Annotated in this window: 13 protein-coding genes; 4 read left to right on the top strand and 9 right to left on the bottom strand. The window is 34.9% G+C overall.

Annotation, left to right across the window (positions count from 1 at the left end):
• Positions 1-72 precede the first annotated feature (72 nt).
• From WN975_RS18125 to WN975_RS18160, 8 genes are all read right to left on the bottom strand, one after another.
• On the bottom strand, positions 73-2,079 hold the full coding sequence (locus WN975_RS18125) for a glycoside hydrolase family 97 protein (protein WP_337967717.1): 2,007 nt from the start codon (positions 2,077-2,079) through the stop codon (positions 73-75).
• A gap of 435 nt (positions 2,080-2,514) precedes the next feature.
• The gene (locus WN975_RS18130; RefSeq protein ID WP_337967718.1) at positions 2,515-4,914 is read right to left on the bottom strand and encodes a glycoside hydrolase family 31 protein; all 2,400 of its coding nucleotides are present in this window, start codon (positions 4,912-4,914) and stop codon (positions 2,515-2,517) included.
• A gap of 123 nt (positions 4,915-5,037) precedes the next feature.
• Complete coding sequence (locus tag WN975_RS18135; RefSeq protein ID WP_337967719.1) at positions 5,038-7,527, bottom strand: glycoside hydrolase family 2 TIM barrel-domain containing protein; 2,490 nt, start codon at positions 7,525-7,527, stop codon at positions 5,038-5,040.
• 129 nt (positions 7,528-7,656) lie between these two features.
• Entirely contained in the window at positions 7,657-9,027 is a 1,371-nt protein-coding gene (locus tag WN975_RS18140) for a hypothetical protein (RefSeq protein WP_337967720.1), read from the bottom strand.
• Positions 9,028-9,049: 22 nt separating this feature from the next.
• A complete protein-coding gene (locus WN975_RS18145; protein ID WP_337967721.1) occupies positions 9,050-10,624 on the bottom strand; it encodes a RagB/SusD family nutrient uptake outer membrane protein in 1,575 nt (524 codons plus the stop codon).
• Between the two features lie 11 nt (positions 10,625-10,635).
• Positions 10,636-13,767, bottom strand: coding sequence for a TonB-dependent receptor (locus WN975_RS18150; protein ID WP_337967722.1), 3,132 nt, complete (start codon positions 13,765-13,767; stop codon positions 10,636-10,638).
• A 46-nt stretch (positions 13,768-13,813) separates the two neighbouring features.
• Positions 13,814-15,133, bottom strand: coding sequence for a xylose isomerase (gene xylA, locus WN975_RS18155; RefSeq protein ID WP_337967723.1), 1,320 nt, complete (start codon positions 15,131-15,133; stop codon positions 13,814-13,816).
• Between the two features lie 2 nt (positions 15,134-15,135).
• Positions 15,136-16,629: an FGGY family carbohydrate kinase gene (locus WN975_RS18160; RefSeq protein ID WP_337967724.1), complete on the bottom strand. Its 1,494-nt coding sequence runs from the start codon at positions 16,627-16,629 to the stop codon at positions 15,136-15,138.
• 390 nt (positions 16,630-17,019) lie between these two features.
• Here WN975_RS18160 and WN975_RS18165 point away from each other — a divergent pair, with 390 nt between their 5' ends.
• Positions 17,020-17,736 carry an NUDIX domain-containing protein gene (locus WN975_RS18165; RefSeq protein WP_337967725.1) on the top strand — a complete coding sequence of 239 codons (717 nt, stop codon included), beginning with the start codon at positions 17,020-17,022 and terminating at the stop codon, positions 17,734-17,736.
• A 46-nt stretch (positions 17,737-17,782) separates the two neighbouring features.
• Here the strand turns inward: WN975_RS18165 and WN975_RS18170 are convergent, their stop codons facing one another.
• Positions 17,783-18,016 carry a hypothetical protein gene (locus WN975_RS18170; RefSeq protein ID WP_337967726.1) on the bottom strand — a complete coding sequence of 78 codons (234 nt, stop codon included), beginning with the start codon at positions 18,014-18,016 and terminating at the stop codon, positions 17,783-17,785.
• Positions 18,017-18,508: 492 nt separating this feature from the next.
• Here WN975_RS18170 and lepA point away from each other — a divergent pair, with 492 nt between their 5' ends.
• The 3 genes from lepA (at position 18,509) to WN975_RS18185 (ending at position 23,052) form a co-directional block, all read left to right on the top strand.
• Positions 18,509-20,305, top strand: coding sequence for a translation elongation factor 4 (gene lepA, locus WN975_RS18175; protein WP_337967727.1), 1,797 nt, complete (start codon positions 18,509-18,511; stop codon positions 20,303-20,305).
• A 106-nt stretch (positions 20,306-20,411) separates the two neighbouring features.
• Positions 20,412-21,830: a hypothetical protein gene (locus tag WN975_RS18180; RefSeq protein ID WP_337967728.1), complete on the top strand. Its 1,419-nt coding sequence runs from the start codon at positions 20,412-20,414 to the stop codon at positions 21,828-21,830.
• 265 nt (positions 21,831-22,095) lie between these two features.
• Positions 22,096-23,052 carry a YafY family protein gene (locus WN975_RS18185; RefSeq protein WP_337967729.1) on the top strand — a complete coding sequence of 319 codons (957 nt, stop codon included), beginning with the start codon at positions 22,096-22,098 and terminating at the stop codon, positions 23,050-23,052.
• The last annotated feature ends 36 nt before the right edge of the window (positions 23,053-23,088 follow it).

Raw genomic sequence — 23,088 nt, forward strand, 5'->3', positions numbered from 1 at the left:
CGTTGAATCGTTGTGTTAGTAAACCCGACAGGTTTTTGAAACCTGTCGGGTTTGATAATCTACATCGAAAATCTATAGTTTTTTGAATCTAATTGCTGTTCCTCCAGCGCCGCCTAAATGTAATTTTAGTGAATCTGAAGCTTTAACGGTTTTCTTAGAAATCGCTACTGCTGATGGATTGTGTGTTTCGTCAGTTCCTTCGGCGTCAGCATAAATCTGTGCTTCGTAAGTAGCGCTTGGATCTAAGAATGATAAAGAAACATTTACGTCTCTTGCGTTTTCATTTGTGATTGTTCCTAAATACCAATCGGCGCTGTTTCTGTCTTTACGAGCTGTTGTGATGTATTCTCCAATTTTTCCGTCTAATACTTTTGTGTCTTCCCAATCTGTTGGAACATCTTTTAAGAATTGTAATGCTGGTTTTCCTTCGTAATTTTCAGGAAGATCTGCCATCATCTGGATTGGTGCGTAAATCGTAACGTACAATGCTAATTGTTGCGCTGTAGTTCCGTGAACTCTTTTTCCAGGATATCCTTGTTTTACCTCAACATCAAAAATTCCCGGTGTAAAATCCATTGGTCCCGAAAGTAATCTTGTGAATGGAAGAATCGTTAAGTGATTTGGCGGATTTCCTTCGCTCCAAGCGTTATATTCTTGTCCACGTGCTGCTTCTCTTGAAACCATGTTTGGAAAAGTTCTGCGTTCTCCTGTATCTTTTATCGATTCGTGGTATAAAACGGCTAAATCATATTGCGCTGCTTTTTCAAGAATATATCTGAAATAATTTACCCCAAATTGTCCGAAATGCATTTCTTTCATGTTTAATTTAGAACCTACGTGTCCAATTTTAACAGAGTGCATTCCTAACTTTTTGTACAATGCAAAACCTTCATCAACTTCTTTTAAATAGTTAATTAAGTTGGATCCTGTTTCGTGATATCCAATAAGTGCAACGCCTTTTTTGTTTCCGTATTCAACTACTTTTTCTAAGTCGAAATTGTCTGCACTTTTCGTGAAGCTAAACATATGCATATGATTTTCATACCATTGTGGCGTCCAACCTTTGTTCCAGCCTTCGATCAATAAATGATGAAATCCTTCTTTTGCTGTGAAATCAATATATTCTTCGGCGTGTTTTGTTGTTGCGCCTTGTTTGTCACTTTCCCAAAAAGTATATTTTCCAATGTGCATTCCCCACCAAATTCCGAAGTATTTGTATGGTTTGAAATAACTTGCTGTGTTTTTTAATTTGTTCGGATCGTTTAGATTTAAAATCAAATAAGAGGTAATCAAATCTGCTGGTTTCTCCCCAATTTGAAGCGTTCTCCATGAAGAAGTGAAAGTATCTTTTACACGAACTTTTACGCCATCAGACCACGGCACTAAATCAGATTTAAGTTGTGTTCCTGTTGTGTTTACCAAAGTCATACTGGCAAAATCAACCAAATTTGCTTCGTGAAAACTCAATGCTAATCCGCTTTTGCTTTCGATTGTAAGCGGCGTCAAAACGGTATCAAGCGTACTTACAGGCGCATCTTTAAAAAGATATTCGTCACGGTTTTCTCTGTTTGCCGGAATCCACCATGCTTTTCCATCTTCTTTTAAGTTAAAAGTCGTTTTTTCATCCATAATGAAAATACTGTCTTTTACATTTTGTTTTGGATATACATATCTAAAAGCGATTCCGTCATCAAACGCACGAAATTGAATTTCAAGTTTACGTTTGTTTCCTGCTTTTTGTTGTAATTGAACCGAAAGCTGATTGTAATGATTTCTAATGTTTTTCTTTTCTCCCCAAACTTGTTCCCAGGTTTCATCAAATGTGGAGTTTTTCACACTTTTGATTTCGAAATCAGAACTTAAGTTTTCATTTCCTTTTAATAAAAATCCCATATCTGATGGTGTAATCACTTCGGTTTTTCCGTGTGAAACAGCATATTTTGGAGCATTTTTTACTAATTCGAATTTAATTTTGTTTTGCCCGTTTGGCGATGCCAATTCATAAGCATTTTTACTTTTCTGACTGTATCCAATCGAAACTGAAAGGATTAAAGCGGGAAGAATGAGGTAATTTTTCATGATATTTTTCTTAATTCATTTTATTAAATCGGGTGTTGCTTATGAGACTTCACCCGATTTAGAAACTCAACAAAAACTTATTTTTATCCTAATTGGGATTATTTTTTGCCACCGATTAAAAGATTCCAAAAGATTTTTCTAACTAATTAACCATGATATAATCCATTAGAATTCTTTAAATCTGTGGCATATATTTTTCTAATCTGTGACTTATTTTTCTCTCGCAGATTTGGCAGATTGAGCAGATTTTTAATTCTTTTCTCTATTTTATCCCGTAGGGATTTAATATTGGTAAAAAACAGAAAACCCGTTTCAATGTCCCGTCAGGGACTATACATGTTCTTATTTTGTGTATTCCCTAACGGGAAAAATGACTACAACACTTGATATTTATTGCTACCGATATTAAATCCCTACGGGATAAAAGCAACAGATTTATTTTATCCACTCTGTTTTAAGAGTTGTTTTTCCTTGTAATGGGTTTGAAGTTACGTCAAAATTGTTTCCGTTTTTGGTCACTTTTATTTCTTTTACTGAATCTCCGTCTGGCAAAAATACTTTGGCTGTAGCCGAAGTTGTTTTATCACTTGCATAAACCTTCAAAGTTAATTTGCTCCAATCCATATCTTTTGTAGATTGTGCCAAAGCGATGTGAGGCAATGCGGTTCCGTCTTTTACTAAAACTACGATTGGTACTTCGCCTGCTTTAATTTTATGCCATCCAGATTGGTATACTTTTTTGGTTTGGTAATCAATCCATGTTCCTTCCGGAAGGTAAACGTCTCTTTCTGTAACTTCTTCAAAAAGTGGCGCCACCAACATACTTGATCCAAATAAATATTCGTTGTCTACCAACCAAGCGCCCGGATCATTTGGATATTCTACAAATAAAGCTCGCATCATTGGTAATCCTTTTTGTGAACTTTCTTTCGCCTGAGCGTAGATATATGGCATTAATTCGTAACGCATATTATCTGCTTTTCTAAATCCTTCAAGGAAATCTTTGCTGTACAACCAAGGTTCGCGCGGAGGTTCGCCGTGGCTTCTTACGTGTGAAGTAAACATCCCGAAAGGTGCCCATCTTCTGTATAAATTCTCTGGTGATTTTGTTGCAAATCCTCCAACATCATGACTCCAGAAACTGAATCCGCTTAATCCTAATGAAAGTCCACCACGTAATTCTGCCGACATTGCTCCGTTTGAAGTTTCTGCATCTCCACCCCAATGTAACGGATAACGTTGAGATCCTGCCCAAGTACTTCTTGCCCAGATTAAAGTGTATCCTTTTTCTTTCTGAGTAATTTCGGCGACAGCCTTATTGTATCTTAACGGATATAAATTATGTTCGTAAAATCCTGTTCTTCCTGAATGGTAAATTCCGTCTGGCGGAGCTGCTTCTCCAAAATCTACTTTGAAAACCGAAACTCCTTGGTCGAATAAATGTTTCAATTTTGCCTGATACCAAGTTACGGTTTCTGGATTTGAGAAATCAAGAACGGCATCTTCATACGGAAGATTTCCTTTACGATCTCTTACGGCTAAATTCTTATCCATGATTTCGTTAAACAAGGTATTCTTTGGTGAGAAATACGGCAATTGCCATAAACACACATGAAAACCATCGTCTTTTAAATCTGACATCATTTTTTCGGCATCTGGAAAACGTGCTTTTGCAAACTCATAATTGTTTCTCCAATCTACATCAAACCAACCTGTATCAAAGTGAATTACATCTGTTGGAATTTTATATTTACGTAAATCTTTTGCTACTTCTCTTCCTTCTTTTTCAGAGAAATAAGTGATTCGGCTCATCCAGAAACCAAATGACCAAAGTGGTGGCATTGCTGCTTTTCCGGTTAAATCTGTGTATTGATCTAAAACGTCTTTTGGTTCTCCGATAAAGAAAAACAAATCGGCTTCGTCGTCACCAATATACATTTCGTTTGCACTTGAATAATATCTACCAAAGTCAACTGTAATTGGTGTCGAATGGTGCATGAAAACTCCGTAACCACGGCTACTCATATAAAATGGAACGGGTTTGTACATCGTTTCATTCTGAATTCCGTTTGCATCATCTGTCCATAAAACAACTTTTTGTCCGCGTTTGTTGAATTGTGTGAATGATTCTCCACAACCAAATATTTTTTCGTCTGGTTCTAAACTAAAAGCAGCTCCCATACTTCTTGAATAATCGCTGTTTCTGCGCACATACGAAAACGGAAGTGTTGGTGTATAGGTGTTTTTGAAATCGGAATCGTGAAGTGTACTTGTCAACAATTTTCCGGTTTCATCGTAAATTTTTACGTGCCACGGTTTTGTCAAAATTTCTACTCTTCCGTGTTTGCTGGTATAACTGTGACCGCCTTCGATTTTAGAATATTTCCATAATTCAGGATGATTTGGCGCAACGCCGTTAATCAACATTAGAGATTCTTTTTCAGGGTGAAATTGTGGTCCTGAAGTAGTTTTGATTCGGATGGTTCTGTCTGAAACAAACTGAATTTGAAACGGCAATTCCGGTGAAGCCTGATATTCTGTTGTTGGAAATTCGTTTGCTTCAACAACATCAGGTTTCATCATCATATTGTTGAATGCCTGACGTGTTTTATAATTATATCTCAGATATTTTATGGTTCCTTTTCCTGTTGCAGGATCAAAATTTGTCAATTCATCTGCAAAATAAAAGGTGTTCAGATAATTCTGAAAATCCTTGCTGATATCTATCGGAGCATTTAGCACATCTGCGTTCTGAATTTGTGCAGTCGCTTTTGGCGAAAGCAGCAATCCAAAGATAAAGGCTGAAAACAATGTGGTTAGTTGTGAGTTTTTCATTAGTTTAGTTTTTGTATTTCCTTCCTGCAAGGTTTTCAAAACCTTGTAGGTCTCTTGTTTTTATTCTATACTTTACTATTTATACCTACAAGGTTTTGAAAACCTTGCAGGAAAGACGCGTCGTTATTCTGCTGTAATTACAATTGTTGCTGGTTTTAGTCCATTCGCTTTAGCGGTTAATTCTAATCTTCCTGTTTTATTTTCCGATTGAACTATAACTAAACATTTTCCGTTAAGTGCCGTGTGTTTTGAACCTTTGAACGGTTCGTGACTTACTGGATCTCCGCTGCAAACGCCTACAATTTTTCCGTTTCCTTTTAATGAAAAGTTGATTTCGTTATTGGCATTTGGAGCCAAAGTTCCTTTTGCATCGAGAATATCTACAGTTACAAAAGACAAATCATTTCCGTCTGCTTTGATGTTGCTTCTGTCTGCTGTAAGTTTTAAATTATCAGGATTTCCGGCTGTTTTGATTTCGGTTTCCAGAACTGTTTTTCCATTTTTACGAGAGATTGCTTTTAGTGTTCCGGGTTGAAAAGGAATTCTCCACATTACGTGCAAATCTTCTCCTTTTTTACTACGAACTCCAACTGATTTTCCGTTAAGGAAAAGTTCAACCTCATCTGCTTTATTATAATATGCCCAAACATCTACGGTTTGTCCCACTTTCCAATTCCAATGTGGAAAAATATGCAGAACGGTTTTGTCTGTCCATTCGCTTTGGTACATATAATAAACGTCTTTTGGGAAACCGGCTAAATCGACAATTCCGAAATATGAACTTACTGATGGCCATTCATATGGAGTTGGTTCTCCAATATAATCGAAACCTGTCCAGATATACATTCCGGAAAGGAAATCGTATTTTTTAATTACTTTCCAAGTTGCTTCGTGTGTTGAACCCCAAGGTGTTTGAACCTGATCGTAAGCCGAAACGGTATTTCCAGGATTTCCTTTTGTGAATTTTTGATCCCAACTTACCGGCCATTTTTTTATAGTATCTGAAACATTATCATAATAACCGCGAGTTTGTAATCCCGAAGTAGTTTCGGTTGCGATGAAAGGAATTCCAGGGAAATTTTCTTTATGATGTGCATAAGTCTGATGTGCATAATTATATCCGATAAGATCTAAAACTCCAGATTTTGCAAGTGGATTGAATTGTACATTCTTTTTTTCGAATTGTAATGTTACGTCATCAATATTCATATTTACCGGCGGATTCATCGCTGCGGTTAATGGACGCGTTTTATCATATTGACGTGTTATTGCGGCTAATTCTTTGGCTATAGCCACACCATTTTCGTTCCATTGTTCCGGAATTTCATTTCCAATACTCCAAACAAAAATACTTGGATGATTTCGGTCGCGAAGCAATTGATCTGTCAAATCTTTTTTGTGCCATTTGTCCCAATCATTTGCGTAATCGTATTTGGTTTTGTTTTGTTTCCACATGTCAAAAGCTTCATCCATTACAATGAAACCCATTTTATCACAAAGGTCTAAAAGTTCCGGAGCAGGCGGATTATGTGAAGTTCTGATTCCGTTTACGCCCATTTCCTTCAGGATTTCAAGCTGACGTTCGATGGCGCGTGTATTGATTGCTGAACCTAAAGGTCCTAAATCATGGTGCATACAAACTCCCTTGATTTTGACTTGTTTTCCGTTAAGAATGAAACCTTTATCGACATCAAATTTAAAATCTCTGATTCCGAAATTGGTTTTATATTGATCTACAATTTTATCGTCAAGCGAAATTTCTGTAACTGCTGTATACAATTCAGGTTTTTCAACTGACCATAAAATTGGCGTTTCAACTTCTGCCGATTGTTTTATGATTTGATTGGCGTTTGCACCAATTGTTATATTTTGGGTAACCGATGTTACTTTGGTATCTTCTTTAAAAATAGTGGTTGTTACTGTTGCTTTTTTTGAAGCTGTATTTTGGTTTTGAATGGTAGTTTCAAAACTTACCGAAGCTTTTTCAGCAGTAACTTTTGGTGTTGTCACATAAGTTCCCCATTGTGCAACATGCAATTTATCCGTAGTTTCTATCCAGACATTTCTAAAAATTCCTGATCCTGAATACCAACGTGAATTTGGTTGTTTTGAATTGTCAACCTTTACAATAATTTCGTTGTTTTTGTCTCCGTAATTTAAGTACGGTGTCATGTTATATTGAAAACCTATATATCCATTTGGACGTTTTCCTAAATAATGTCCGTTTACCCAGATTTCGCTGTTTCTGTAAACGCCATCAAAGATTACTGATATTACTTTACTACTATCAGAAGCATTTATTTTGAAAGTTTTCTTATACCAACCTAAGCCTCCGTTAAGAGATCCGCCTCCATATCCGGCAGGGCTTTTTTCATCAAACTTTCCTTCTATACTCCAATCATGCGGAACATTTAGGGTTCTCCATTTGGTTGAAATTCCAATAGTATCTTTGTCTGTTATACTATCATTTAAATGAAAACTCCAATCTGAATTAAAAGAAACTTTTCTATTATCGAAAGTATCTTCTTTTTTACTGCAAGAGTTCAAAAGGATAATTCCGAATAGTAATAATAATGATAAACCTCTACTTAAATATTCTTTTATGCTATTCATATTCATAGGATTTTGTTGTTTTGAAAAACAAATATAAACATACCGATAGGTGACTCTTTAAATCCCCTACCGGTTGTTTACTAGTTTGAGGTAATTATGATTTTATTCTAAAACAAAACCGTAAAAACTTTATGGAACTATGTAATGGAAAACAAACCATTCGTCTTTTCCTGCATCATATGATGTTCCAAGCCAGATTCCTTTTTGAAGAAAATCTTTATTGTATGCTTTTACTACTTTAATAACACTTGTTGTTGGATTCATCCAGCTTGTCGCATTTTGAAGAAGTTTTTCTCCTCCTAAATTAATTTCGTTTGTTGCTGCATTTATCGTAAAAGTTCCAGTTGTGATTACGCCATTTTGATTGCGTGTATAATTAAGAGTTCCTCCCCATTGATCAAAACGTATTGATGAATTTCCTGCAATTGTTGCCCAATCATCATTCCATCCCCAATTATACGAACTTGTTGAATTAACTGTCCAGCCTTTTCCTTTTCCAACCCAGTCAACAGGATTACCGCCTGCATCCAGTTTCCAAACTCTTCCTGCTCCGGCACCACCAGTTAACATGGTCAATAATTCTCCCGGTGCAAAAGTTGGATTGAAACCTTCGTCAACAACTGGTTCTGTAACCGGAGGAACATAATTATCTGCATAATCTTTAGAAACAAAATTCCAGATGTACCACCAAGGACCTTCACTGTTGGTTCTTTTTACAGCAATTCTTAACTGATTCTCTGTTAATTTTAATACTTTAATATTGTCGCTCCAGTTACTTGCATTTGCAATATAATTGTCTGGTCTAAGGATTGTTGTTCCTGTTGTTGTTAAAGTATGTGCGTTGATGTCTAAGAAATAAGATCCGTTTTCGATCGTTGTTCCATCAGCTTCATGAACGGTCATAAATGGTCCTCCTTCAAGGCTGAATGTCATGTATCTTCCCCAATGCATATCTGCATCTGTACTTGAATTCGCGTTTCCTTCAGGTTCCCAGTTTGGAGTAAAGTTCCCCCATTCTACTGTTGTGCTTGGATCTGCATAAGACATTGCGCCCGGAGCTAATCCGTATTTACCATTGTCTGCTACCCAAGATTTCTTTTTACCAACTCCGCCTGATAACGCTGTCCAAAGTGGATCATTAACATAGTTTAAGTTGTCTGTATTTACTGTAATTGTTACCGGATCTAATGCAACAATACCACCACCGGTTACTGCAGAAATCTTAATGGTGTAACTTCCTTTAAAGGCATATTTTACAGTTTCAACAGCTTTACTGGATTTTCCTGTTCCATAATCCCAGTTCAGTACAACTCCCGGAGTTGTGTTTTTCATTATTACGGTATTTCCGCCCGGATCTGCGACTAAATCCTGAGTAATTTCAAAATGTATATCCGCTTTATCCATTGGCGTGTCCAAAGAATACGTTTCCGGAGAACAAGATGATACTAGCATTAGCGCAAGCATCAAAAATGATGTAACTAATAATTTAATATTTTTCATTTCTTTCCTTTTTTAGTTAAGATTACCAACCTGCATTTTGTTTCAAAACTCCTCCAGATAATGTGATCTGTGTATTCGGAATTTGTTGTAGTCCTTTTGTAGCTTGGATTTTAGCTGCAGAAATTGTTTTTGTTCCGGCAACTCCACCACTTAATAATGTTGTAGTTTCTGCAATTGTAGTAGAAGCTTTTCCAACACCCTGACGTAATAAATCCCAATATCTAATTCCTTCAAGAGCAAATTCCAAATGTCTTTCGTTCAGTATATTATCAGCATTTACCGGTAAAGCTGTAAAATTCTCTTTGTAAGCTCTTCTTCTCACATCATCAAAATAAGTCTGCGCACTTCCGCTTCCTAATTCAGCAGCCATTAACAAAACATCTGCATATCTTAACACAACATAATCCTGAAATTGTCCGATATCCCAATATTGACTTCCCATAACAAGTGGCATATCTTTTCCGTTTTTGTCAACCATTGGAGAATATTTCTTGTTATAGTAACCTGTGTATTCTCTTTGATTATTGATTTTATCGAATTTTATTTTTTCTTCATCGATTCCAATTACACTTGCTACACGTCTTGTATCTGTTGCGCTGTAGGCTTTCCATAATTTAGAGTTTACTGTAACTCCCCAACCACGTCCGTATGGGTAAGATGAAAATTCTCTCATACCGAACATTACCATCCAATGGTTTCCGTCTGTGTTTCCGCTATAATCACTTGTATAAGAGTATTTCACAGAGAACACTATTTCTTTATTTCCTTCTCCGGCATATTTATCAACTGAAGCTGCTGGCCATAAAGTAGAAAAGTCATCTACTAAGCCGTGACCACTTGATGCGATAACATCTTCCAGGTTTGCTAAAGCTTGTGTTTTAGTTACTACTCCTGCTAAATCTGTTTTTCCGTAATATCCTGTGTAGTATAAATAAACACGTCCAAGTAAAGATTTTGCTGCCCATTTTGTAATACGTCCACTTGTTGTAGCATTATAGGCAACGGCAGGCAAATTGTTTGAAGCGAATACTAAATCTTCTGCGATTACTTTGTAGATTTCTTCAGGAGCTGCTTGTGGTATATTATCAGAAGAAGGTGCTGTTAACAATGGTACACTTCCCCATAAACGTGCCATTTCAAAATATAAATAGGCTCTGATAAATCTAGTTTCTGATGTATATGTATTTTTTAAAGCTGTATCGCCTTTCCAGTCAATCTGATCCATTTTCGATAAGAAAACATTACAACGATAAATTGCTTTGTAATAACCAATCCAGTTACCGTTAAGCATATCAACATCTGAAGGTGAACGTGAAATATCAAACTCATCGATTGCTGCATAATTGTAACCATCAGAATTTCCGGTTCCGCCGAAACAGTCGTCAGACATTACTTCACTAATTACAGGAACTCCCAAACCACTTGCTCCGGTTGCAACTTGCAAACCATCGTAACAACCTACTAATGCTGAATAAGCATCATCTGTTGTTTTATAAAAATTTGTATCTGTTTGTTGTACTAACGGTTCTGTTTCTAAACTACAAGAACCCAATGACAATAGCGTCAAACAGAAAATATATAGATAGGTATTTTTCATCTTTTTATTTATTAAAGTTTAACATTTAATCCTAACATGAATGTTCTTGGTCGTGGATAGTATCCTACATCAACTCCTGATGAAAATTTCTGGTCATTATTTGATGAACCAAAACCAATTTCAGGATCCATACCGTCATATTTCGTAAAAGTGTAAAGGTTTAATACGGAGAAATAAACTCTGAACTGACTTGCAAAAAATGGTTTTGATTGTTTCATTTTTGCTAAATCAAATCCTAATGTTACGGTACTGATTCTTAAGAAATCCCCATCCTGAACATACAAATCCGAAAATTGTGTAAAATTTCTGTTGTCTTCTGTTACTCTTGGAACTGTGTTTGAAGAACCTTCTCCGTGCCAACGATCTAATATTGCTGAAGTATAATTTCCGTAAGCTCCGGCTTGATTTCTATATGATTGTACGATTTGATTTCCTGCTACACCATTTGCCATTAATGAAAAATCAAAAGCTTTATAATTGGCTGATAAAGAGAATCCGTATGTAAAATCAGGATTCGGTTTTCCGATACTTGTTTTATCAGAAGCATCGATTTTATCATCTCCGTTAGTGTTCACATAAATAAGATCTCCGGGAGCTGCAGTTGGTTGTAATACTACACCACTTGCTGATTTATAATTATCGATTTGTGCCTGATTTTGAAAAACACCACCTGTTTTATATCCCCAGAAATAACCTAAAGGTTGTCCGTTTTGTGCTCTGTAAAACTCACCTGAATTATCATAAAGTTCATTATTTAATCCGTGAATGATACCGTCTGTAGTAGGTATTTGTCCAACTGTATTTTTATTATAAGCTCCGTTTGCACTAATGCTATAATTAAAATCTCCAATTTTATTTTGGTAATTTAAACTTAACTCCACTCCTTTATTCACTACATCTCCACCATTTATATAAGGTGCATCTGCTCCGGCTGTTGCCAAAATTGGTGCTAAAATCAACCAGTCTTTATTTGTTTTTTGGTAAACATCAAAAGTAACATTCAAGGCATTGTTTAAAAATCTTGCATCAAAACCAAAGTCAATTTGTTCTGAAGTTTCCCATTTCAAATCAAGATTTGATAATCTGTCCGGATAAGCTCCCGGCGTTAAAACACCTTCTGTATCACCAAAAATATAATTTGTATTATTTGATTTTATAGTTGACAAATATTGGAATGGTCTTGCATTTTGATTTCCAACTTGTCCCCAGCTTCCTCTTAATTTAAGAAAGTTTATTACGCTTGAATTTCTCAAAAACTCTTCATTTGAAGCCACCCAACCTGCAGATACTGATGGGAAATAACCCCATTGATTTTCTTTAGAAAAAATAGAAGATCCGTCCATTCTAAAAGTTGCATTGATCAAATACGTTTCTTTGAAATTGTAATTTAATCTTCCAAAATAAGACATTCTTTTAGTCTGTTGTTTTAGACCACTCATTGATATTTTTGCACCATCTTTGTTAGTTGTATTGTCTAACCAAGCGTGCTCTAAATCATTAAAAACTGAATCAGCATTTGTAACACTTACTGATGTTCCGTCATAATTAATAGAAGAAGTTCCTAACATTGCTTCAAGATGATGATTCTCGGCAGCATTAAATTTATACGTCAATAAGTTATCCCAAGTAAGGGTTTTACCTTTGTTCATGTTTTGATTTACTTTATCAAATGCGCTGTTTGCATAAATAGATAATCGGTAAACCGGAAGGTAAGAATGTCCTTCGCCAGCATAATAGTCAAGTCCTAAAGTAGTTTTGAAGGTTAAGTTTTTTATTGGTTCGATTTGCAAATAAACGTTCCCTAATAATTTTTGATTATTACCTTCATTTTGATTGTTGTATTCCATCAAAGCATAAGGATTTGCAACTCCTGCAAGCCAAGGCTCTGTATTATTTGTGGTATCATAATAATTACCTTTAGAATCATACATTGGCAATAATGGCGTTGTTTGAAAAGCGCCTCTTAATGCATTATTGTATTGATTTCCAACTCCAATTCCGTTTTTATTGATGTAAGCAAAACTCAAATTTTCACCAAACGTAACTACGTCTTTGTATAATTTATGTTCTGAATTGAATCTGAAATTATAACGCTCGTAGTTTGATAAATCTTTTCCTCCAACAACTCCTTCTTGTCCTAAATAAGATAAAGATGCTGAGTAAACAGAAGTGTCTGAACCACCTGAAGCTCCAAATGCGAAATTTTTGGTAGCCGCATTATCTGTAAACATTTTATCCATCCAATTTGTTCCGTTTCCTAATCCTGCAATTTGAGCATTGGTGAAATATGGATTTTTACCAGAGTTTACTGCTGCTTCATTTAATATTGTTGCATATTCTGTTGCATTCAATAAATCAACTTTTCTCGCTACAGATTGTACACCATAATATTGATCGAATGTCATTTGTCCTACAGCTCCTCTTTTACCTTTTTTGGTTGTTACCAAAACAACTCCGTTTGAGGCCTGAGAACCATAAATTGCAGCAGATGCAGCATCTTTTAAAACCGAAATAGATTCAATATCTGAATTGCTTAAATAAGAAATATCACTTGTCAATATTCCATCAACAACATATAACGGACTGCTTCCGCCTGTTGAACCAACACCTCTAATCACAACATTCAATCCTTCTCCCGGTTGTCCTGAAGTCGATGTAACCTGAAGTCCGGCTGCTTGTCCCTGAAGTGCTTGTAAAGCATTTGTCGTATTGGTTTTTGCAAGATTCTCTCCGCTAACCTGAGTCACGGCACTTGTTACAAGTGTTTTCTTTTGAGAACCGTATCCAATAACGACAACTTCTTTAAGATCTGCCGCTTCTGTTTGTAAAGTAACATTAATCGTTTTTTGTGTTCCAATGGTTACACGTTGGGTTTTAAATCCCATAAAACTGATTACAATTACGCTGCCTTCTTTTGCTTCCAACTTAAAGTTTCCATCAAAATCTGTTGATGTTCCCGTCTTGGTTCCTTCAATAGCTACGGTAGCACCCGGAACTCCCATACCATCTTCTGCTGATTTTACGTTTCCGCTTATAATCTGGGATTGCTGTTGCGCAAAACCGGACTGCATCGTAAATACACTAAGCAACAGCGCCATGCAGAACGAGAGCGATGTTGTTTTAAGACAATGTTTGCTTTTCATAATAGTTAAGAATTGGTTTAAATTATAGTTAGTAATTTTTTGTCTATTAATATGCGTTCGAAATAATCTGTTCGAATAATTCCTGTCTTCCGCTAAGGGGTTGAGGTTCTCCACTTGCACGGGCAATTTTGCTAAGATCTTCAAGAGATAATTCTCCGTTTTCGAACTTCGCTCCGTTTCCACCGTCAAATGAACTGTAACGTTGTGTGCGTAATTTTTTGTAATCTGTATTTTGTAGTATCTGATCAGCGCAGATTAATCCTCTTGCAAAAACATCCATTCCTGAAATATGTGCAATGAATTTATCTTCTAAATCGATTGAATTTCTTCTCACTTTTGCGTCAAAGTTTACACCGCCGCCTTGAATTCCGCCACCTTCAAGAATCACTAACATTGCTTGTGTAACTTCCTGAAGATTTATTGGGAATTGGTCTGTGTCCCAACCATTTTGGTAATCTCCACGATTTGCATCGATACTTCCTAACATTCCGGCATCAACCGCAACTTGCAATTCGTGCTCAAAAGAATGTCCGGCAAGTGTTGCGTGGTTTACTTCAAGATTTAGTTTGAAATCATTTTGAAGTCCGTATTTATTAATGAAACCTAATGAAGTCGCAGCATCATAATCGTATTGATGTTTGGTAGGTTCCATTGGTTTTGGTTCGATCAGGAAGTTTCCTTTAAAACCTTCTTTACGAGCATAATCTTTACAAGTATTCAAGAATCTTCCTAAGTGGTCTAATTCTCTTTTCATGTCTGTGTTCAACAAACTCATATATCCTTCGCGTCCGCCCCAGAAAACATAATTTTCTCCGCCAAGTGCAATAGTTGCATCGATTGCGATTTTTGCCTGAGCTCCTGCATACGCCAAAACATCAAAGTTTGGATTCGTTGCAGCACCGTTCATATAGCGAGGATTACTGAATAAATTTGAAGTTCCCCACAACAATTTAATACCTGATTCTTGTTGTTTTTGTTTTGCGTATTCAACCATTGTCTGAATACGAGTTTCAAATTCTGCCAAAGTTGGCGCATCATCAACAACATCAACATCATGAAAACAATAATATGGCAAACCTAACTTTGTCATAAATTCAAAAGCGGCATCCATTTTGTCTTTTGCTCTTAAAATGACATTCTCATTTTTATCCCAGGAAAATGTTTCAGTCGAAGCTCCAAACGGATCTCCTCCTGTGTTACATAACGTATGCCAGTACGCCATCGAAAAGCGCAAATGCTCTTTTAATGTTTTTCCCGCAACGATACGATTTTCATCATACCATTTAAAAGCTAGTGGATTATCACTTTCTCTTCCTTCGAACTTTATCGTATCGATGTTTTTAAAATATTGATTAGTTGTGCTCATTATTATTGTTCTATTTTAATTTGACTTTTCCATTCTTGATATAAATCCTGATATTGACTCGTCAGGATTTTATTAGGTTCAATTCTGTCTAAACATTGCAATCCCTGAAAAGCTTCGTCCAGCGAATTGTAATATCCTAAACCAAAAGCAGCGCCTCTTGCAGCTCCTTCTGCTCCCGAAGTATTGTATAATTCTAAAGTAGTTTGTGTAGTATTGGTGAAGATTTCTCTAAAAACCGGACTTAAAAACAGGTTTGAATTTCCTGCTCTAACCACAGTTCCAGAAACTCCAACTTCTTTCATAACATCAAAACCGTAATTCATGGCAAACACAATTCCTTCGCAGGCAGCGCGCACTAAATGTGACGGTTGATGAATATTGAAATTTAAATTCTGGATTCCCGAAGTTGCATTTTTGTTATTAAAGATTCTTTCTACACCATTTCCGAAAGGATAAAAACGAAGTCCGTTACTTCCTGCTTCAACTTTTGCAGCTTCGGCATTTAGTTTTTCGTAAGCGATTAAATCAGTTCTGTCAACAGACATGATTTTGCGCAACCATTGGTATAAAATTCCAGATCCGTTAATGCATAACATAACGCCGTTTCGTTTTTCGGCTTCCGTATTATTGACGTGTAAAAAAGTATTGATTCTGTTTTGTTTGTCGTAAACATCTTCATCGCTTACGGCATAAACTACGGCCGAAGTTCCGGCTGTTGTAGCAATTTCTCCAGGTTTCAAAACATTCAATGATAAAGCATTGTTAGGTTGATCTCCTGCTCTGTAGGTTATTTTTGCATCGGGATTTAATCCTAATTCTTGTGCTATTTCTGAGTGAATTGTAGCTTGAATTCCAAAATTTGAAACGATTTCCGGAATAATATCCGATGATAATCCCATTTGAGAAAGGATTTTCGTTGCCAGTTTTCCTTCTGAGAAATTCCATAAAGCGGCTTCTGATAAACCTGAAGTACTTATTTGTGCTACTTTCGATAATTTGGCAGCAATAAAATCCCCCGGAAGCATCATGTATTTTGCTTTCGCGAAAATTTCAGGCTGATTGTCTTTTACCCATTTTAGTTTTGAAGCGGTAAAGTTTCCCGGACTTCCTAAAATTTCCTGCTGACAATTTACAGTTCCCATTTTAGTATAAATTTCGTCTCCGATACTTGCAGCGCGACTGTCACACCAAATAATCGAAGAACGAACCGGATTCAAATTTTCATCGGTTAAAACCAAACCATGCATTTGATAAGCAATTCCAATTCCGGCAACTTTCTTTAGATCAATATTAGATTTCGAACCTAATTGTTTAATTCCGTCTTTTACAAATTGCCACCAGGATTCCGGATCTTGTTCTGCCCAACCAAATTTTGGAGCAACAATTGGCATTTCAAAATCAGGAACACTAATTGCTCCAATAGTTGTTCCTTTCTCAGCATCAAATACTGATAATTTTATTGAAGAACTTCCTAAATCAATTCCTAAAAAAAACATTTGGTGGTATTTTAAGTTAGTTATAGATTTGTCCATTTTTTACTTATAGTCAAACTGAACTTATCTTATGGTTATTTTGACTACAAGTGTAAAACATTTTTTCTATATTAACAAAATATTAGGTTTATTTTTTTTCAATTCTAATTATTCAATCTCGATTTTTATGAATACGTCAAAGAAGTCATTAAAATGGAATAAAAAAATATTGAAAAATTAAGGATTTAGCGATTTGACAATCAGTCATTTAAGGATGATTATTTTAAAATCTTATTTTTAAGGATATCACAAACAATTGATTGTCAGAAAATTATTGCGTTAAGAAAAATATAAATCTGATATGAAGACAACTATTCATTTTATTTATTTAATTTGTCAAAATTTAAATAGCATATGGTTAAAAATGTAGCCGACGATTCTGCTTTAAAAAGCGAGCAAACCGCAATGAATGCGATCACAATTGACTGTGTCATATTTGGATTTGATAAAGGAAGTCTGGAAGTGCTTCTGGTACAACACGGAGAAGGTATTAGTAAAGGAAAATGGGGACTTCCGGGAGGATGGATCTATAAAAAAGAAAGTACTGATAATGCTGCGCACCGTTTATTGAATGAACTTACTGGTCTTGATAATATTTATTTAGAGCAACTGAAAGCGTTTGGAGATCCTGATCGTTTCCCGCTTCGACGCGTTATTACGATTGGTTATTATGCCTTGGTAAAACGTGAAGATTATAATATTAAAGCTGGTTTTACGGCTTCGGATGCACAATGGTACAAGATCGATAGTATTCCGGATTTGATTTATGATCATAACGAAATTCTTGCTTATAGTTTGAAACACCTTCGAAACAGAGTGCGACAAGCTCCAATAGGATTTAATCTTTTGCCTGAAAAATTTACTCTGTTACAATTGATGCATTTATACGAAGAGATTTTAGGAATCGAAATGGATAAATCTAATTTCAGACGAAAAATTCTGCACATGAAATTATTGGTTGAATTAGATGAAAAACAACAAGATGTTTCACACAGAGCTGCCAAATTATACAAATTTGATCCGGCGATTTATAAGAAACTGACCGAAAAAGGATTTAATTTTGAATTTTAGATAAAAAAATGCCCGAAGAAATCTTCGGGCATTTATCATTTTATTTTTAAGGAATACATACGATTATTACATTACAATAACCTCCTACAATTCCCGGAAACTTATTAGGATCTTCTGTTCCTGAATTCGCAGCAACTCCTTTTCCGCTTGGGCAAATCGAAGTTGGGATTCCATTTCTCGGACCGCAAACAGTTCCTAATGTTCCGCCGTTAATATTTTTCATTTCTTCTTTTGAAAGCCTGCCAAATTTTTGAGCCAGCTTCACGGTTTGTTTTTCCATAATTTGTTGGGTTTAACAGTTAGTAAAAAATAAACATTCTCGTTTTTCACAAACAAATCCTGCGCACAGATTTTAGTAAAAAACGATACTGAAAATTCAAAATCATAAATAAAATATACTTATGGTTTAAATGACTACAAGTATAATCATATTTGGTTAAACCGACAATTATTCGCACAAAAATGCATATTTATCAAACAAAAGTAAGTTGAAGTATTTTTTTGACAAACAACAAATCAAACCAACGCATTAATAAAAACATTCTGCAAGCTTTTGCTTTAAACTACCAATTCATTATTTACTAATTATGAACATTTTAAAACTTTAAAATGAACTTTCTGCCTCCAAAATTCAAAATCGAGCAACTACATTCCACAATCCAAAACTTTGCGCTATCTTTGCGCCTTAATAACATGCTCTAAAGCAATTGCTCTAGCGCAAATTCATACCCTGAAATTACTTAAAACTCGTTTAGAGAATTGATATATTAAAATGAAGAAGATACGTAACTTTTGCATTATTGCACACATTGACCACGGTAAAAGTACACTGGCAGACCGATTATTGGGCGCTACACAAACCGTTACAGCTCGTGAAGAAAAAGCACAATTGCTTGACAACATGGACCTGGAGCGCGAGCGTGGAATCACCATTAAGAGTCATGCCATTCAAATGGAATATACTTATAAAGGAGAAGAATATATTTTAAATTTAATTGACACTCCTGGTCACGTTGACTTTTCATACGAAGTTTCACGATCTATTGCTGCCTGCGAAGGTGCGCTTTTGATTGTTGATGCTGCTCAAAGTATTCAGGCACAAACGATTTCTAACTTATATCTTGCTTTAGAAAATGACTTGGAAATTATTCCGGTTTTGAACAAAGTAGATTTACCAAGTGCTAATCCTGAAGAAGTTAGTGATGATATTATTGATTTATTAGGATGTAAATTAGAAGATATTATTCATGCTTCAGGAAAAACAGGTTTTGGTGTCGAAAATATTTTGGCTGCCATTATCGAAAAAATTCCACCTCCTCAAGGAAATCCTGAAGAACCATTACAAGCTTTGATTTTTGACTCGGTTTATAATCCGTTTCGTGGAATCGAAGTAATCTTCAGAGTTGTAAATGGAGAAATCAAAAAAGGGCAAAAAATTAAATTCATGGCTACTGGCAATGAATATTTTGCTGACGAAATTGGAACTTTAAAATTAAATCAGGTTCCTAAAAATGTAATTTCTGCTGGTGATGTTGGTTATTTAATTTCTGGAATTAAAGAAGCCAAAGAAGTAAAAGTTGGAGACACTCTAACTGATGCGAAAACGCCAACTACAAATATGATTACTGGTTTTGAGGATGTAAAACCAATGGTATTCGCCGGAATTTATCCAGTTGATACTGAAGATTATGAAGATTTGCGTTCTTCCATGGAGAAATTGCAATTGAATGATGCTTCGTTAGTTTTTACTCCTGAAAGTTCAGCGGCTTTAGGATTTGGTTTCCGTTGCGGATTCTTAGGAATGCTTCACATGGAAATTATCCAGGAACGTCTAGAGCGTGAGTTCGATATGACTGTAATTACTACAGTTCCTAACGTTTCGTATTTGGCTTACACCAAAAAAGATCCTGAAACTGCATTTGTTGTAAACAATCCTTCTGACTTACCTGAACCATCTCGTTTAGACAGAGTTGAAGAGCCTTTTATTAAAGCAACAATCATTACAAAAGCTGATTTCGTTGGAAACGTAATGAGTTTATGTATCGAAAAACGTGGTCAAATTACCAATCAAACGTATTTAACAACAGAACGTGTTGAATTGAATTTTGATATGCCTTTGGCGGAAATTGTATTCGATTTTTACGATCGTTTAAAAACGGTTTCTAAAGGTTATGCTTCTTTTGATTACTCTCCGATAGGAATGAGAACTTCAAAATTGGTTAAACTTGACGTTCTTTTGAATGCTCAAACGGTTGATGCGCTTTCTGCATTGATTCACGAAGACAACGCTTATAACATCGGTAAAAAAATGACCGAGAAATTACGCGAATTGATTCCAAGACAACAATTTGACATTCCGATTCAAGCTGCAATTGGAGCTAAAATTATCGCTCGTGAAACTATTAAAGCACTTCGTAAAGACGTTACCGCAAAATGTTACGGTGGAGATATTTCGCGTAAGCGTAAACTTCTTGAAAAACAGAAAAAAGGTAAAAAACGTATGAGACAAGTTGGAAACGTTGAGATTCCACAAGAAGCTTTTATGGCTGTTTTGAAGCTTAACGATTAGATTTTTTTTTTAGAAGAAAGAATAAAGATAATAGAATATAGATTAAACCCGATGACGATTGTTATCGGGTTTTTTGTTTATGTTTGATAAAAAATAATATGCTATAATGGTAGAAATAAGTAGTGAAGAATTTGAACGAAAAATTAAATCTAATGAAGAACATTTTAGAGATATAATAATCAATTTCGACAATGAAATAGATCTTAAAACACCGCTTCTTAGTAAAAAATTGACATTCAAAAATGTCACTTTTAAAGGAATGAACGTTATTTTCAGCAACAATCAAGTTGAAGAAATTTCTAAAAATAGCTCCTTCATTTTTGAAGACTGTAATTTTTTATGTGATTTTCTTTTCTCATCATGTAGTCTTGAAAATCTCACATTTATTTCCTGTACAATAAATAACAAATCCATTGAAATAAGGAATTGCTATCTAAATAATCTTTCTTTTGAAGAAAACACTAAAGATATTCATAATGTGAAGTCTAATATTATTAAATCAAGTACAATTAAAATAAATCATGGAAAAATAAATCATATTGAGTTTGATAATATTCAATTCAATGGTGGTGCTTTAAGAATCATTGGACAAAAATCAGCAAAAAGTCTTGATATTATTAATTCTATATTAAATAAAGTAATTATTTCACACTGTCATTTTAGTGATTATTTTGACTATTTGGGAAATAATGTAAACTTGATAGCAGATAATAATCATTTTAATCGTTGCACGTTTAATAATTCAAGCTTTTTTGAAACTAAATTCAATAGTAAAACTCATTTTAACAATTGCATTTTTAACAACACTGCTAATTTTCAATCTATTAAAAATGAAATTGACTGCGATTTTAAATTTACTGATTGCGATTTTAATAAATTTGTAGATTTTGATAAATCAAAAATAGATAAACTAAGATTTGAAAAAATTAAATTCCATGATTTCGCGTCATTTCAAGAAACTTATTTTAATATTATTGAAATAGATAAAACAAGCTTTGAGAAAGGAGCTTTCTTCGATGATATTCAAATAAAAAAAATCAATGATTGCGACAGAAGAACAATCCGAACAATAAAACAACAACTTCAAAAAACCGAAAACCGCATTGACTTTAATCGTTTTAGATCTCATGAACTTGCTGCCCACTACAAAGAATTAAACTGGAAATGGAATTCAGGATTTATTGACAAATCCATTTTATTTGCTTCAAAAATCTCAACTGATTTTGGAAATAGTTGGAGAAAAGCATTGCGTTTTATATTAATCGGCGGCTTTATTATATACTTATTACTATATATTTTTGAGAATCGTGATTCTATAATTAATTTATCAAACATAGATAATTGGACTCGATTATTTTCTGGTTTCTTTAGATTTCTACTAGTTACAGACTTTTACAATCCTTTAGAAACTGATAGAATTTATTTAACTAATCCATTTAGTTGGTTAATTTTCATATTTGGAAAAATCTTCATTGCCTTTGGAATTTACGAAATGATACAATCCTTTAGAAAATTTAAAGCTTAGAATATAGATTGACCCCGATGACTTGCGTTATCGGGTTTTTTGTTTTTTTTTTGGATTGTGGTTCGAAAGATTGATGTAGATTGTGTAGACGCACCGCTGTGCGCCTCTACGTTGATGCGAATTGCAGATAATTTTTACCAGAAAATCTGTCCTAATTTGGAACAACTTTTTTGTTTCTCTAAACTTTGAACCTTTGTATCTTTGAACCTTTGCATCTAAAAAAAAACTTAGAACCTCAGCACCTTAGAATCTTAAAAGAAAAAAAATGGACGATTCTCCAAAACGTTTTGACCGTATTGTCGCAATTCTCATTCAGTTACAATCCAAGAAAATTGTAAAAGCTCAAGAATTGGCGGATCGTTTTGACTGTAGTCTGCGAACTATTTATAGAGATATTCGAACTCTTGAAGCGTCGGGAGTTCCTATTTATAGTGAAGCGGGAGTTGGTTATGCTTTGATGGATGGTTACCGATTGCCGCCTGTTATGTTTACGCGCGAGGAAGTAAGCAGTTTTATTGCGGCCGAAAAACTAATGCAAAAATTTACTGATCCTTCTCTTGGATCTCATTATGCATCGGCGATGTATAAACTGAAATCGGTTTTGAGAGGTACTGACAAAGATTGGCTTTCGAATATTGAATCTAAAGTTTTAATGCAAACGCAAGAACCTTTATTTCATGATAGTTCTCCTAATACTTTGGCTGTTTTATTCGAAAGTATTGCTGAGAAAAAACAGATTCTTCTTTCTTATAAAACTATTGAAGCTGAACAAGCAAGCAATAGAAACATTGAACCTGTTGGCGTTTTTCACGATCACAACAATTGGTATTTTTTGGGTTATTGTCATTTGCGACAAGATTACAGGCAATTTAGAACAGACAGAATCCAGGGAATTCAGAAAACCGATTTAGAATTTACGATTGAACACGATTCTTTAGAAACCTATTTGGTTAAATCGGAAACTATTCCAACAACTAAAGTTCGAATTTTAGTTTCGAAAAAAATTCTAACTCACCTTCGTTATGAGCAAAAATATCATGGTTATATTTCTGAAAGAGAAGTTGATGGTCAGATCGAAATGACTTTTATGTCACGTAATGTTCATGATGGTTTTTCGCGCTGGCTTTTGATGTTTGGAGATTACGCCACAATTATAGAACCCGAAAACCTTAAAACCAGAGTATTGGAATTAATAGAATCTTATAAAAAAAGATTAGTATAAAAAAACTCCCAAAGACGAATTATAAGTTCATCTTTG

It is taken from the genome of uncultured Flavobacterium sp., assembly GCF_951805225.1.
In the GTDB taxonomy this organism is placed as follows: Bacteria; Bacteroidota; Bacteroidia; order Flavobacteriales; family Flavobacteriaceae; genus Flavobacterium.

Excerpts from the sequence above, each read along its gene's own strand:
- WN975_RS18170 (WP_337967726.1), bottom strand. The coding sequence starts at position 18,016 with ATGGAAAAACAAACCGTGAAGCTGGCTCAAAAATTTGGCAGGCTTTCA.
- WN975_RS18130 (WP_337967718.1), bottom strand. The coding sequence starts at position 4,914 with ATGAAAAACTCACAACTAACCACATTGTTTTCAGCCTTTATCTTTGGA.
- WN975_RS18145 (WP_337967721.1), bottom strand. The coding sequence starts at position 10,624 with ATGAAAAATACCTATCTATATATTTTCTGTTTGACGCTATTGTCATTG.
- WN975_RS18135 (WP_337967719.1), bottom strand. The coding sequence starts at position 7,527 with ATGAATAGCATAAAAGAATATTTAAGTAGAGGTTTATCATTATTATTA.
- WN975_RS18160 (WP_337967724.1), bottom strand. The coding sequence starts at position 16,629 with ATGTTTTTTTTAGGAATTGATTTAGGAAGTTCTTCAATAAAATTATCA.
- WN975_RS18185 (WP_337967729.1), top strand. The coding sequence starts at position 22,096 with ATGGACGATTCTCCAAAACGTTTTGACCGTATTGTCGCAATTCTCATT.
- WN975_RS18165 (WP_337967725.1), top strand. The coding sequence starts at position 17,020 with ATGGTTAAAAATGTAGCCGACGATTCTGCTTTAAAAAGCGAGCAAACC.
- WN975_RS18180 (WP_337967728.1), top strand. The coding sequence starts at position 20,412 with ATGGTAGAAATAAGTAGTGAAGAATTTGAACGAAAAATTAAATCTAAT.
- WN975_RS18150 (WP_337967722.1), bottom strand. The coding sequence starts at position 13,767 with ATGAAAAGCAAACATTGTCTTAAAACAACATCGCTCTCGTTCTGCATG.
- WN975_RS18140 (WP_337967720.1), bottom strand. The coding sequence starts at position 9,027 with ATGAAAAATATTAAATTATTAGTTACATCATTTTTGATGCTTGCGCTA.
- lepA (WP_337967727.1), top strand. The coding sequence starts at position 18,509 with ATGAAGAAGATACGTAACTTTTGCATTATTGCACACATTGACCACGGT.
- WN975_RS18125 (WP_337967717.1), bottom strand. The coding sequence starts at position 2,079 with ATGAAAAATTACCTCATTCTTCCCGCTTTAATCCTTTCAGTTTCGATT.
- xylA (WP_337967723.1), bottom strand. The coding sequence starts at position 15,133 with ATGAGCACAACTAATCAATATTTTAAAAACATCGATACGATAAAGTTC.